8 protein-coding genes are annotated in these 14,705 nt (G+C 72.0%); 7 read left to right on the top strand and 1 reads right to left on the bottom strand.

All coding sequences use genetic code 11. From position 1 onward, the window contains the following. The first annotated feature begins 14 nt into the window (after positions 1–14). From ACF1B9_RS29510 to ACF1B9_RS29480, 7 genes are all read left to right on the top strand, one after another. Positions 15–371 (top strand): hypothetical protein, encoded by a 357-nt coding sequence (locus tag ACF1B9_RS29510; RefSeq protein WP_391745594.1) that lies wholly within the window; start codon positions 15–17, stop codon positions 369–371. Further along, positions 368–754: a GPW/gp25 family protein gene (locus tag ACF1B9_RS29505; protein ID WP_391745593.1), complete on the top strand. Its 387-nt coding sequence runs from the start codon at positions 368–370 to the stop codon at positions 752–754. Before ACF1B9_RS29510 ends, ACF1B9_RS29505 begins: the two co-directional genes overlap by 4 nt. Then, on the top strand, positions 751–3,891 hold the full coding sequence (locus ACF1B9_RS29500) for a putative baseplate assembly protein (RefSeq protein WP_391745592.1): 3,141 nt from the start codon (positions 751–753) through the stop codon (positions 3,889–3,891). The genes ACF1B9_RS29505 and ACF1B9_RS29500 overlap by 4 nt, the downstream gene beginning before the upstream one ends. A gap of 133 nt (positions 3,892–4,024) precedes the next feature. Then, positions 4,025–7,876, top strand: a complete 3,852-nt coding sequence (locus ACF1B9_RS29495) for a putative baseplate assembly protein (RefSeq protein ID WP_391745590.1) — start codon at positions 4,025–4,027, stop codon at positions 7,874–7,876. After that, positions 7,876–10,035 (top strand): hypothetical protein, encoded by a 2,160-nt coding sequence (locus ACF1B9_RS29490; RefSeq protein ID WP_391745588.1) that lies wholly within the window; start codon positions 7,876–7,878, stop codon positions 10,033–10,035. Before ACF1B9_RS29495 ends, ACF1B9_RS29490 begins: the two co-directional genes overlap by 1 nt. A 64-nt stretch (positions 10,036–10,099) precedes the next feature. Continuing rightward, entirely contained in the window at positions 10,100–11,665 is a 1,566-nt protein-coding gene (locus ACF1B9_RS29485; RefSeq protein WP_391745586.1) for a DUF6519 domain-containing protein, read from the top strand. After that, positions 11,665–12,561, top strand: a complete 897-nt coding sequence (locus ACF1B9_RS29480) for a peptidoglycan-binding protein (RefSeq protein ID WP_391745584.1) — start codon at positions 11,665–11,667, stop codon at positions 12,559–12,561. Before ACF1B9_RS29485 ends, ACF1B9_RS29480 begins: the two co-directional genes overlap by 1 nt. 153 nt (positions 12,562–12,714) lie before the next feature. Here the strand turns inward: ACF1B9_RS29480 and ACF1B9_RS29475 are convergent, their stop codons facing one another. Next, complete coding sequence (locus ACF1B9_RS29475) at positions 12,715–14,592, bottom strand: transketolase (RefSeq protein ID WP_391745582.1); 1,878 nt, start codon at positions 14,590–14,592, stop codon at positions 12,715–12,717. Positions 14,593–14,705 lie beyond the last annotated feature (113 nt).

Below are 14,705 nucleotides of genomic sequence, written 5' to 3'. Positions count from 1 at the left end.
ACAGAATGTCCGGAATGTCCGGCAATCTGCTCACCATCGGCTCGGGCGGGGGCTCCGGTGCCGTGATCAGCTGCCCGCACGGCGGTCGCGCCACCGCGGCGACGGGCCCGACGGACCGGGCCGTGCTGATCGATGGCACGCCCGTCGCGACGGCTGCCCACGGATACGCCGTGGTCGGCTGCCCCCACACCGTCGACGGCGTTCCCGAGCCGTGTGTCGCCGTCCGCTGGACCGGGGCCGCCACAGGCATCACGGTCGACGGCACGCCGGTGCTGCTCGACACCTCCGCCGCCCAGTGCGTCACGGCGTCGTTCGTGCCGCATGGCCCGCCCTTCGTCCAGCCCTCGCAGCGAGAGGTGACCGTCCGATGACCCCGCGCACCCGGGTCCGCAGCGACCTCGCCTTTCCGTTCCGGGTCGACCGGCGGGGGCGGACCGCGCACGCCGACCGCGACGAGCATGTACGCGACCTGATCGAGCAGCTGCTGTTCACCAGCCCCGGCGAGCGCGTGATGCGCCCCGACTTCGGCTGCGGCCTGCTCGATCTGGTATTCACGCCCAACAGCCCCGAGTTGGCAAGTGCGTTGGAGCTCTCGGTACAGGCGGCGCTGCAGCGCGTGCTCGGCGACCTCATCGAGGTGGCGGCCCTGGACGTGGTGAGCGAGGAGAACGTCGTCCGCGTGCGTCTGTCGTACACCGTGCGCTCCACGGGGAGCCGTCGTGACGACGTCTTCGAAGGGAGGGCCGAGGCGTGAACGGTTCCGTGTCCACCCGCCGGGCCAAGGTGAGGGCGGCGCAGCTCAACGGAGTCGATGCCGTCGAGGTCAGTGACGACGGGCTGCTGCTGACCGTCTCCTTCCTCGGCAAGGCTCCGCACGGCCTGCGCGCCCGGAACGTACGCATCGACGGCGGCCGTCGGATCACCGGCATCGAGGCCGTCGACGTCAGTGTGGAGCGCGAGGAGGATCCCGAGCTGGACGACCGTCTGTATGTCACCCTCGACAAGGCCGGCGACACCTCCCGCTACCGGCTCCGTCTGGTGGAGACCGATCCGTACGGACGGCCGGGGACGGAGCCCTTCCGCGGCTTCGACCAGCGCTACCACAGCGCGACGTTCGCCTTCGGGCCCGATTGCCCCACCCCCTTCGACTGCGAGGACGAGACGGCTCAGGAACCCGTCCTCCCCCGGACGCCGGTCGTCGACTACACGGCCCGCGACTACGACACCATCCGCAAGCTCCTCCTGGACCGTCTGGCCCTCACCACGCCCGACTGGATCGAGCGCAACCCGGCCGACCTCGGCATGACGCTCGTCGAGCTGCTGGCGTACACCGGCGACCAGATCAGCTACCAGCAGGACGCGGTCGCCACGGAGGCGTACCTCGACACCGCGCGCCGCCGTGTCTCCGTACGACGTCATGTGCGGCTCATCGACTACGCGATGCACGACGGCTGCACCTCCCGCGCGTACGTGACGGTGGAGGCGGCCGGTGAGCACACGGTGCCTGCGGGTACGTTCCGCTTCGCCTCGGTCGACGTACGCGTCCTCGATCCGCACGACCGGCCCGCACCCGGGACGGTCGTCGACGACCGTGACCTCGCCGATCTCGTGGAGCGCGGCACCGTGGAGGTGTTCGAGCCGGTGGCGGCCGGTGATCCCCTGGAGCTCCGGACCGCGCACAACGCGATCCGGCTGTGGACCTGGGGCGGCGACGTGTGCTCCCTGCCGAAGGGGGCCACGTCGGCCACACTGCGTGATGAATGGCGGGACACGGAGACCTGCGACGGTCGCCGACTCGAGCTGCGGGCAGGTGACTTGCTGATCCTGGAAGAGGTGAAGGGGCCACGCACCGGGACACCGGGCGACGCCGATCCGACGCACCGGCAGGCCGTCCGCCTCACGTCCGTCACACCCGGCGTCGACCGCGTCGAGGACCAACCGGTCCTGGAGGTCACCTGGGCGGCCGAGGACGCGCTACGTTTCCCGCTCCGCCTGACCACGCGTGGCGGACGCGACTGCGCACCCGTCGAGGACGTCGCCATGGCACGCGGGAACGTGGTCCTCGTCGACCACGGCCGTACGCTGCGGTGGTCCGGGGACGCCCCGGCGCAGACGACGGTCGTGCCGCCCGCCCCCGCCGTCGTGGCCCCCTGCGGCCCCCCTACGTTCGGCTGCTGGGATCGTGACGAGGGCAACGCGACGGCGAGACTCGTCAACTCCCTCACGGACAAGGCGGAGTGCGGCGAGGCGCTCATCGCGGACGACATCCGCGAGCTGTTCGACGTGGTGGGCGAGGACGCGACCGTACGCGCGGGGCTCGGTCTGGAGTCGGCGGGGCAGCGGCAGGAACGCGTCGTGCCCGGCACCGCGTACGCGCAGGCCGCGGCGTTGCGCACGCTGCTCGCGCAGTCCGCCTACCCGGGCATCGCACCCCGGTTCCGGCCCCTGCTCGGCCGCTCCCCCGTGGCGCAGACGGTGCCGTTCCCCGACCCCCGAGCCGTTTCCGCGGGACAGGCCGAGCGGATCGGCGCCATCCCGGAACGGGTGAAGCAGCGGCTGGGGGAGCTGTGGCGCAGCGCTCGCGACCGCGACGGACTCGGTGACGAGGAGATCGCCGAGCTGGCCGTCATCTACGGACTGAAGGTCCTCGACCGTCTCGAACTGCGCCTGCATCCGGTGCGCGCTCTGCGTGAACTACTGCACAGCAGCGACCGGTTGCTCCATGCCAAGCTTCGCCGTGTCGAGGTCCTGACCGCGCGCGCCCGTGCCGGGACGGTACTCGACGGCCACATCGCCTGGGAGATCGCGCACAGTTGGGGTCCGGCGTACGCCCGGGGGCTGCACCCGGACGAGCCGGTTCTGCGGGGCTCCGCCTCGGCGGGACTGGCTCAGGACCCCCGCCGCGCGCTTCCCGCCGTACGCCTCCACGAGGACGGGCTGCGCTGGACACCGCGCCGCGATCTGCTCGAAAGCGGTCCCCGCGAAAGGCACTTCGTGGGTGAGCTGGAGGACGACGGGCGGCTCGCGCTGCGCTTCGGCGACGGGCGGCACGGCGCGACGCCGACGCCCGGCTCACGGCTGGAGATCCACTACAGGCTGGGAGGTGGTCTCGCGGGCAACGTCGGCGCGGAGGCCATCAACCATCTGGTGCTGCTGGCCGACGAGGACGCCGGGGACCGGGCCGACGGGCCGCTGGTGACCGGAATACGCAACCCGCTCCCCGCCGTGGGCGGGACGGAGCCCGAACCTCTGGAACAGGTCCGCCAGTTGGCTCCGCTGGACCTGCGCCGCACCCGGCTCCGCGCCGTGACCGCCGACGACTACGCGAGTCTCGCCTCGGCCCTGCCCGGGGTACAGCGGGCGGCGGCGGAGCTGCGCTGGACGGGCAGTTTCCAGGAGGCTCACATCGCGATCGACGCCCGGGGCACCGGCGATCCGGCGCCTGAGCTGCTCGACGTGGTGGCCCAGTCCCTGGAGGCCTACCGCCGTATCGGACACGACGTGGTGGTGGGACCCGCGCGTCTCGTACCGCTCGACATCGCGCTGTCGGTGTGCGCGAAGCCCGGACACCAGCAGGGGCAGATCCTGGCCGAGCTGTACCGCGTGCTCGGCCGTGGACGGCTCGCGGGCGGACGGCTCGGTTTCTTCCACCCGGACGCGCTGACGTTCGGCGAGCCCGTCAGGCTCAGCCGCCTGGTAGCGGCCGCCGCGGCCGTACAGGGCGTGGAGAGCGTGCATGTCACCCGTCTGCGGCGGCTGTTCGAAGAGGATCGAGGAGAGAGGGAGGACGGCGTGCTGCGGCTCGGCCCGCTGGAGATCGCCATCTGCGACAACGACCCCGACCGGCCGGAGAACGGCCATCTGGCGATTTCCCTGGGGGGTGCCCGATGAGTGCAGCCGACCGTGGTACGGCCGACGGCCGTACCACGCCGCGTACGGGCGGGTGCGCCGCGTCGCGCCCCGTCCCTTACGCCGTCCGCGACCATCGCCACCGGCCCTCGGCGGCAGACCCTGGAGGTGCCCGATGAGCGACGAGCCCACCCCTGACTGCGGCTGCGGCTGCGGCTGCGCCGGTCGCCGCGTCGGCGGTCACGACGAGCGGGTGGCACCCGCGGCGCCCCACAACCCGCCTGGCCGCACTGCCCTCGACCACCGCGTCGGCGAGTACGGCTCCTTCCTGTCCGCCCTGCTCGACCGGCTCGCCTCCCCGGCCCACCCGGCGCTCGGCGGGCTGACCGTCCGCACCCCCGACGACCCGGCGATCGGTCTCCTCGACGCGACGGCCGTCCTCGGTGACCTGCTGACGTTCCACTCCGAGCGGATCGCCGACGAGGCCTATCTGCGTACCGCGAACGAGCACCGCTCGCTGGTGCTGCTGGGCCGCCTGGTCGGTCATCGTCCGCGCCCCGGTGTCGCGGCGGACACGCATCTCGCGTACACCCTCGACCGCGATCCCCGGGCCGAGACCCTTCCCGTGCTCATCCCGCGCGGGGCGCGCAGCAACAGCGTCCCCGCATCGGCCGACGAGGAGTCGCAGACGTTCGAGACCGGCCGGGACCTGACGGCGCGCTGGGACTGGAACGAGCTGGCACTCCGTCGTCGGCGTCCCTCCCTGATCACCCCGCAGGACCTCACCCGCCGCTCCGAACTCTTCGTCGAGGGCACGGCGAACTCCCTCCGGACGGGTGACCAGCTGCTCTTCGTCTTCGGTGAACAGGCCGGGGGCGAGCGGCTGCTTCTGCCCGTCGCGCGCGTACGCGTCGACCGCGAGGACGGGATCACGGCGATCGGTCTGCCGCGCTCGGCCCCGCCGACGCTCAAGGATCTCGTCGACGAGGTGCGCCGCTGGACCGCCGAGCCCGCGGCTCCGGGCGAGCCGGGTGACGAGCCGCCCACACCCGAGGTTCCCGATCCACGCCCGGTGAGCCGTCTGATCGACGATTTCGACGACCAGGTCCTCGCTCCGCTGCGGGAGGGCCTCGACGAGGTGCGGACTCCGGACCAGCTGGCCTCCGCACTCACCGGGCCCGTGGACCGCCTCGCCGAGGCGCAGGTCCTGGCGACACCGTACGAGGACGTGGCCCAGTGGTTCGCGCGGCTCGAAGCGGTGCTGGCGGAACTCGCGGAGCGGGCGGCCGAACTGGCTCCGTCCCGGCCTGTGCAGGACCCGCCCGTACCGGCGGCGTCCCCGACCCGGCCGGAGGACACATCCTCTCGGGCAGGGACGGCCGCCCCGCTCCCCCGCCCGGAGGAGGCCGCGCTTCAGGCCCTCACCGACCTCCTCCCGGCGCTGGGCGGAAGGGCTCCGGCTCCGGGCGGCGGCTCCTGTGCCACCAGGCCCGGCGCGGACACCGCGCGCCTGCTCGGGACCCTCGATCCGGCCCTGGGCACCCTCTATCCCGCCTGGCGGCAGGCCGCGGCCCCGAGTGCTCCCCACCTTCTGCGTGAACTGCTCGCGCTGCGCGCGCAGGCGGCCCCCTTCGGGGCGACGGCTCCACTGAAGCCGGTCCAGGACGACCGGGGCCGGGTGATCCGTACCGCCGACTGGCCCCTGACCGGCGCTGTCCTCACCACCATGCGGGTGGTGTTCGACCCGGCCGGCAAGGTGCCCCAGGCGGCCGAGTTCCAGCACGTCGAGGGCAGCACCTCCGACCAGCGGGCCAGGCCCCTCCCGGTCCCCCAGCCGGTGAACCTGCCGCTCGGCCCCGGCCAGGTCGAACTGTCCACCCGCGTCGGTCAGGACCGCGAGCTGAACTGGCTCAGCCGGCGTCCCACCGACTCCCAGGAGCCGGGCGTCACCGCCCGCCTCCACTCGGGGCTGCCGGAGCGCACGCTCTTCGTGCCGCGCCCGGACGCCGACGGCGTGATCAACGTCGGTGTGTACAACGGCACGGCCAAGGAGGTCCCCCTCCGGCCGGGCGTCCCGGTGCATTTCTCGCACGGCGAGTACGAGGTGGCCCTCCGGTACACGGTCGGCACCACCGCGCCCAATGTGGAGATCGTCATCGCCACGAAACCGGCCCCTGCCGACCGTCGTGTGGTGCAGCTGGACAGTGTGCACGACAGCATCGCCGTCGGCAGCTGGGTCGCGATCGAGCGGCCTGCCAAGGGAGATGACGACGCCCACCCCGGCGACAAGGCATTCAAGCTCGTTACCACGAAGGTCGTGGCCGTGCGCACGGCCGCGTACACCAACTACGGCATCACGGGCCGCGGCACCGAACTCGTCCTGGCCGATCCATGGCTGGACGACAAGGACGTCCTGCTCTCGCACATCCGCGACACCACCGTGCATGCCGCGGGTGAGCCGCTGCGCATGGCGGACGAGCCCCTCGGCGAGGATGTGCACGGCAACGAGCTGGAACTCGCGGAGCTCTACGACGGGTTGCGCCCCGGCCGCACCCTCGTCGTCAGCGGCATGCGCAGCGACGTCCCCGGTACCGCAGGGGTCGGCGTCGAGGCCACCGAGGTCGTGGTGATCGCCACCGCCGAGCCCGAGCTGGATCCTCTGCTGCCGGGCGACCATGTCCATACCAGGCTGAAGCTGACCACCGATCTGGCGTACCGCTACCGGCGCGAGACGGTGAAGGTCCTCGGCAATGTGGTGGAGGCGACGCACGGCGAGGGGCGGGACGAGCCGATCGGCAGCGGTGACGCCGACCGCACGAACCAGACATTCGCGTTGTGGCAGTCGCCGCTCACCTGGACGGCGTCCGACGCCCCCTTCGGCGCCGCTCCCGTCCTGGAGATCCGCGTCGACGGGCTGCTCTGGCACGCGGTCGACAGCCTCGCGGGGCGCGGGCCGGGCGAACGGGTCTACATCACGGGCACGACCGGCGACGGCCGCACGACGGTGACGTTCGGCGACGGGGTGCACGGCGCGCGCCTGCCCAGCGGCCATGAGAACGTGCGCGCCCGATACCGCTTCGGCACCGGCAGCGCCGCGAACGTCGCCGCGGAGCGCATCACCCAGGCGATGACCCGTCCTCTCGGCGTCACCGCGGTCACCAATCCTCGCCCGGCGTCGGGCGGTGCGGACGCGGACGGGCCGGCCCTGACCCGGCGCACCGTGCCGCTCGCGGTCGCGGCCCTGGACCGCCTGGTGTCCGTGTCCGACTACGAGGACTTCGCTCGTTCCCGCGCCGGGATCGGCCGGGCTGTCGCGGGTGAACTCTTCGACGGGCGACGGCGCGTCCTGCATGTGACGGTCGCGGGCACGGACGATGTCCCGCTCGCCGATGCCGTCGGGGATTCGGCGGTGCTGCGCGCACTGCGCGGCTCGCTCACAAAGTACGGTGACGCGAGCCTGCCCGTCCGGGTCGACGTCCGCGAACCGGTGCTGCTCCTCATCTCCGCGAAGGTGAAGCTCGAACCCGACCACACCTGGGAAGTCGTCGAGCCGCGGCTGCGCCAGGCCCTGCTGCTCCGGCTCGGTTTCGAAGGAAGGGAGTTGGGCGAGCCGGCGCGCCTCTCGGAGGTCCTCGCGACGGCGCATTCGGTGCCTGGGGTCGACTACCTGGATGTCGATGTCTTCACCGGGATCGCCGCTTCCGATGTCGCGGGCGCCACCGCACAGGAGCTGACACGGCTGCTCGGCACACCCGGCGAGCCGAGGTCCACGGTCCCGGCGCGCGCGGCGACGTTCGACGAGAAGATCCACACCGTGCGCGAGAAGGGCGGCGAGACGCTGTCGGAGGTCTGCGCCCGGCACGGCGTGCCGCTCGCCGAACTCCTGCGCCTCAACCCCGACATCACCGATACGCGACGCCTCGCCGAGGGCCGTTCGGTGTTCGTCTTCCGCGGCATCCGCCCGGCGCAGCTCGTACTGCTGGCGCCGACGGCCGCGGACACACTGATTCTGACGGAGGTCAAGTGATGTCCAGGGAGCCGGACGGGCTCGCTCAGCTACTCCCCCCGTGGCACCGCCTCAGGGATGCCGAGGAGGGCGAGCCGCTGCGCGCCCTCCTCGCGGTGATGGCCGAGCAGATCGATGTCGTACGCAACGGGGTCGAGCAGAGCTACGAAGACCTGTTCGTGGAGACGGCGGCACCCTGGGTGCTTCCCTACCTGGGCGACCTGGTGGGCTATCGCACTCTGCCCGGCTATGAGCGCGTCCTCACCACCGGCCTGCGGGGCGGCAGTTCGGCCGCCGCGTTGACGGAGGCGATCGCGCCGCGGCGGGACGTCGCCGCCACGGTCGCCGATCTGCGCCGCAAGGGAACGCTGCACCTGCTCGAAGAGCTCTGTGCCCAGGTGACCCGTTGGCCGTCCCGGGCGGTCGAGCTGTCCCGGCTCGTCTCGCACCACCAGCCGGTCAAGCTGTACGGATCCGGGGTCTCGGGGTCCGCGCACGCGAGCCGCTCGGAGCGCGGGCGTCTGGCCGATCTGCGCGACGGGTCCGCTCTCGACCTGGCGGGCTCCGCCTTCGCCACCGTGGCCCGCTCGGTCGACGTCAGGAGCGCCGGCTCCGCCCGCAGGCAGGGCGGTTCGACGCCTGCCGGGGTCGGCCTCTTCGTCTGGCGGCTGAAGGCGTACTCGCTGACGTCCTCACCCGCGTACTGCATCGACCGGGCCCGCAACCTGTACACCTTCTCGATCCTCGGCAACGACAGCCCGCTGGTGACCAAGCCGGTCCCCGAACCGTCGGCGACGCACATCGCCACGATCGACAACGTCCCCGCCTTCATCCGGCGCCGCCAACTGCACGACCGGCTCGCCGATCACTACGGTCCCGGCAAGAGCTTCGTCATCCGGCGTGACGGCGAGGACAGGCCGGTGCCTCCGTCGGACATCGTGGTGGCCGATCTGTCGGACTGGCGCTACCGGCCCAAGCACGGGCAGGTGGCCGTCGATCCGGAACTCGGGCGGATCGCGTTCGGGTCGCGGTCCGCGCCCCGGCAGGGCGTCTGGGTCGACTACCACTACGCGTCCGGTGCCGACATGGGCGGCGGCGAGTACGCACGGGACCGTCGGCGCCGCCCGGACGCCACGGTCTACCGGGTCGGGCCCGAGCAGTCGTACCGGCAGATCATGGACGCGTACCGGGCCTGGCAGCACGACCGCCGGGCCGGGACCTGCGGGCCCGAGGGCATCATCGAGATCACACACAGCGGCGCCCATCAGGAGCAGCTGGATTTCGACCTCGACCCCGGCGACCGCCTCCAACTGCGCGCGGCGCGGGGCACCCGCCCCGTGATCCGACTGCTGGACTGGTACAGCAACCGTCCGGACGCGCTCAACATCCGGGGCGTGGGCGGGGATTGCCCACCGGGCGAGCGTCCGCGGATCACCCTCGACGGGCTGCTCGTCGCCGGACGCGGCATCAATGTGACGGGTCCGATGGGCGCGGTCGTCCTTCGCCACACCACGCTCGTACCCGGCTGGTCCCTCGAACCCGAATGCGATCCGCACTCCCCGCAGGAGCCGAGCATCGTGCTGGAGCGCACCACGGCATGCCTGCAGATCGAGGACAGCGTCCTCGGCACGATCGAGGTCATCGGCGACGAGGTGTCCGAGGAGCCTCTGGACATCCACATCCGCGACAGCGTCCTGGACGCCACCGGTAACGAGCGCCCGGCCCTGTCCGCCCCGGACTGCCGTCACGCGCACGCCGTACTGCACGCCCGCCGCACCACGGTGATCGGCGAGGTGCACACGCACGCGGTGGCGATCGCGGAGGACTCCCTGTTCACCGGCCGGCTCCATGTGGCGCGTCGCGGCATCGGCTGCCTGCGCTTCTCGTACGTTCCCGCGGGGTCGCGCACGCCGCGCAGGTACCGCTGCCAGCCGGATCTGGCCGGGGCCGACGAGGCCTCTCGCGTACGGCCCCTGTTCATGTCCGAGCGCTACGGCACTCCCTGGTACGGACAGTTGGCGGACAGTTGCGCCCGGGAGATCCGGCGCGGGGCGCAGGACGGGGCCGAGATGGGCGCCTTCCACGACCTGTTCCGGCCGCAGCGCGAGGACAGCCTGCGGGCGCGGCTCGCGCAGTACACGCCCGCGGGCACGGACGCCGGGATCTTCTACGTCACCTGAGCGGGCCGTTCCGAGCCCGACGACACCACGACCCGCACTTTCCTGAACCAGGGGGACTCCCTTCATGCACGCTGATCTCTCCCGCTCCACCTTCCGCCCGGAGCGGCACTATTCCGCGGTCATCTCCCAGCAGGGCCGCGTCCAGCTCGACGCCGACGCCAACGAGCAGGCCGCGATGGAGCTGCACCGGGTGCGTACGCTCGCCGCCGATCTGATCGGCCGGCACGGAGCCCCGCGCGACGCCGCGGGCTTCCGCATCCAGTACGTGGGCGGCAAGCACGACATCGACACCCTGAACATCTACGGCGGCCGCTATTACGTCGACGGCATCCTGTGCGACGCGGACAGGATCGCGCCCGGTGTGCCGGTTCCGGACGAGGGCGCCACGGACGACGGTGCCGAGACGAGCGCGGCCTCCGCGTTCTGGACGTACTGGGACCAGCCCGACGGCTTCCGGGATCCGGAGAAGCCGGGCGACCGGCTGCCGTCGCCCGCTCAAGTGCCCTTCGTGGTCTATCTGCAGGTGTGGGAACGATCGGTCACCGCGGCCGAGGACCCTGCGTTGCGCGAGGTGGCGCTCGGTTCGGCGATGCCGGACACGGCGGCGCGCGCGAAGGTCGTCTGGCAGGTCCTTGCGCTGACGCTCGCCGAGCTCGGCATCGAGGAGACTGATCCGTCGAAGGAGCAGGTGAGCGAGAAGTTCACCCAGTGGGCGCTCGCCCGGAGCGCCCCCTCGGCACACCTCGCGGCCCGCGCCGAGCGGCCCGATCACGCGGACGGGGACCCGTGCCTGGTCAAGCCCGACGCCCGGTACCGCGGCCCGGAGAACCAGCTGTACCGGGTGGAGATCCACGAGGGGGGCCCGGCCGGGGACGCCACGTTCAAGTGGTCGCGCGAGAACGGTTCGGTCGTCTTCCCGGTGGACGAACTGGACGGCACCTGGGTGCAGTTGGCCACTCTCGGCCAGGACGACAAGCTGGACCTGGACGTCGGCGACCAGGTGGAGTTCACCGACACCGCGTACGCCTCACGTCTGGAGGCCCTGCCCCTGCTGCGGGTCGAGGAGCTGGACCTTCCGGCCCGTCGGGTGCGACTGTCCGCCGAACCGGAGCCGGGTATGGGGCGGCTGCCCCACCTCCATCCGTTCCTGCGCCGCTGGGACCACCGGACGGGCCCTGGGCGCCGAGGCCGTACCGCGGGTCTGCGGGGTGGAGCGATCGGTGTCCGGGAAGGCGAGTGGCTGTCGTTGGAGGATGGCGTCGAGGTGTACTTCGCCAAGGACGGCACCTATCGCACCGGCGACCACTGGATCATCCCGGCCCGCACCGCGACCGGTGGCGTCGAGTGGCCCACCAACGACGCGCGCAAGCCGCTGCTCCAGGCCCCCGCGGGCATCGCGCGGCACTTCGCGCCCCTGGCTCTGGTGAAGGGCGAGGACGCTCCCGTCGATCTGCGTCTCGTCTTCGCCCCGCTCGCGCAGGTCGCGCCGGCTGCGGACGAGGCGGCGCTCGCCGCGGAAGCGCTCGCGGCCGACGAGGAGTACGCGGCGGAGGCCGCTCAGGACGCCCCGGCGGGACCCCGGTCCCAGACCACCGCCGAGGCGGAGACCGCAGTGGAAGGAGACAAGTGATGGCCACGCCACTGAGCGCGTCCAAGCTGGTGGAGATACTGCGCGCGGAGGGCCTGACGGTCCATGAGGTTCGCAACTGGCGTACGCACAACCGCAATACCAAGGGCCCGTGGGGCCCGATGAACGGTGTGATGATCCACCACACCGTCACCTCGGGCACCGATGCGTCCGTGGACATCTGCTACAACGGCTACTCGGGCCTGCCGGGCCCCCTGTGCCACGGTGTGATCGACAAGCAGGGGCACGTCCACATGGTCGGCAACGGTCGCGCCAACCACGCCGGCCTCGGCGACGGTGACGTCCTGCGCGCCGTCGTCGACGAGCGGAAGCTGCCGCCGGACAACCAGGCCGACACCGATGGAAATCGCCACTTCTACGGCTTCGAGTGCGTCAACCTCGGCAATGGCAAGGACCCCTGGCCACAGGCCCAGAAGGAGGCCATCGAGAAGGTCTCGGCCGCGATCTGCCGGGCCCACGGCTGGAGCGAGCGTTCCGTCATCGGCCACAAGGAGTGGCAGCCGGGCAAACAGGACCCGCGCGGCTTCACGATGGACGGCATGCGTTCCCGTATCGCCGACCGCCTGCGGAACCACAAGCCGGGCGGTGGTGGAGGCACCCGACCGCCGACCGGACCCCGGCCCTCGTACGAGCCGTTCCCCGGCGCGGTCTTCTTCCGGGCCGGCCGTCGCGACAAGCTGATCACCGCCATGGGCAAGCGCCTGGTCGCGGAGGGCTGCGGCCGTTACGAGCAGGGCCCGGGGCCCGAGTGGACCGACGCGGACCGCAAGTCGTACGCGGCGTGGCAGCACAAGCTGGGCTTCAGGGGCAAGGACGCGGACGGGGTGCCGGGAAAGGCCAGTTGGGACAAGTTGAAGGTGCCGGCGTCGCGTTCGTAGCGGGCGGAGGTCTGCCCGCCGAGGGGCGGCCGGACCGGTGTACCGGTGGCATCCGACGGTGCCGGCCGCACGAGCCGTGACCTCGGTCAGGACGATCGCCTGCGGGCCCGGTGCCGCGTCGCCCGGTACGGGGGCCGTGGCGGGGCACGGTGCTCAGCGGGCGGCGAGGTCGCGGGCGGTCCGGGCGATGTGGGTGCGTGAGATGCCCGCGATGTCGAGGAGCTCGGAGGAGGTGCCGGAGCCCGGCAGGTTGCGCACGGCGAGGTGGACGACGGCGGGCGCGAGTCGCTGTGTGGCGAGTGCGGACAGCACGGCCTCACCGATGCCGCCCTCCGGGTGGTGGTCCTCGACGACGACCAGCGCGCCGGTCTCCCGGGCCGCGTGGGCGAGTGTGTCGAGGTCCAGTGGCTTGACGGAGTACAGGTCGATGACCCGGACGGGAATGCCGTCGTCGGCCAGCCGGTCGGCGGCGGCCAGGCATTCGTGGAGGGTGACACCGGCGCCGATGAGGGTGACCCGGTCGCCGTCGCTCGCACGCAGGGTCTTGGACCCGCCGACGGGGAAGGTTTCGTCGGGGGCGTAGAGGACGGGGTAGGCGCCCCGGGTGGTGCGCAGGTAGGAAATGCCGTCCAGGTAGGCCATGGCGGCGGTCAGGGCCGCGGCGGAGGTGGCGTCGCTGGGGTAGAGCACGGTGGAGTCGTGGACCGCCCGCATCATGGCGAGGTCTTCCAGGCCCATCTGGGAGGGGCCGTCGGCGCCGATCTCGGTACCGCAGTGGGTCCCGCACAGACTCATGGAGATCTGTGAGACGGCGGCCATGCGGATGAAGTCATGGGCTCGGGTGAAGAAGGCGGCGAAGGTGGTGGCGTAGGGGCGGTAGCCGCGTACGGCCATGCCGACCGCGCTGGCGATCATCTGCTGTTCGGCGATGTAGGTCTGGAAGTACCGCTCGGGGTGCGCCTTGCCGAAGTCCTCCGCGTGGGTGGAGTTGCCCACCTCGGCGTCCAGGGCCACGATGTCGGGCCGGGCACCGATCGCGGCGAGCGCCTTGCCGAAGGCCACGCGGGTGGCCACGGCGTCACCGACCCGGAATTGCGGCATCGTCACCGGTACGGGAAGGGCCTGGGCGGCGGCGGGCGCCGCGGGCGGACGAGGTCCGCGTACGGTGAGGTGACGTACGCCGCCCAGTTCGTCGACGGCGCGTGCGGCGAGGTCGGCGGGCAGCGGTTTGCCGTGCCAGCCCTCGGCGTCGGCGACCTCCCGGACGCCCTGCCCCTTGACGGTCTTCGCGACGACGACGGTGGGGGCCTGCCCGTCGGCCGCGACGGCCAGGGCCTGTTCGACGGCGGCGAGATCGTGGCCGTCGACCACGAGGGCACGGCAGCCGAAGGCTTCGGCTCGGCGGGCGTAGGCGCCGGTGTCCCAGCCCAGCTCCGTGGGGCCACTCTGGCCGAGACGATTCACATCGATGATCGCGACGAAGTTGGCCAAGCGGTGACGGCCCGCCTTGTCCAGGGCTTCCCAGACCGATCCCTCGGTCATTTCGCTGTCGCCGCACAGCACCCACACCCGGTACGACTCGTGTTCCAGGTCACGTCCGGCCAGCGCGATGCCGACACCGTAGGCGATGCCCTGGCCCAGAGAGCCGGTGGCCACGTCCACCCAGGGCAGCACCGGAGTGGGGTGGCCCTGCAGACGGCCGCCGTCGCGGCGGTAGGTGGCCATCAGCTCTTCTTCGCCGATCGCACCGGCCGCGAGGAACATCGCGTACAGCAGCGGGGAGGCGTGCCCCTTGGAGAAGATCAGATGGTCGTTTCCCGGGTTCTTCGGGTCCTGCCAGTCGTAGCGCAAGTGGCGTGTCATGAGAACGGCCATCAGATCTGCGGCGGACAGGCTGGAGGTGGGGTGCCCGGACCCGGCGGCGGTGCTGGCGCGCACGGAGTCCACGCGCAGCTGCTGAGCCAGCTGGAAGACCTGGTCCAGGCCGCTGTCGCTCCCGAGGGAGACAGTGGTGGTGTTCTCGGCCGACATCGCGGCCTCCTCTCTCGTCCTGCCTTCCGAACCGGTCGTTCCTGTCCCGACTGCTGATCCGGCCGTTCGTCAGTTGCGGTGCACGAGCCGCGCACCGGGCTGTGCGTGGCACC

The sequence above is a fragment of the Streptomyces sp. NPDC014727 genome, from assembly GCF_043083485.1.
Taxonomy (GTDB): domain Bacteria; phylum Actinomycetota; class Actinomycetes; order Streptomycetales; family Streptomycetaceae; genus Streptomyces.
Note: the sequence above shows the minus strand (reverse complement) of the source record. Positions and strands in the feature narration are given on the sequence as shown.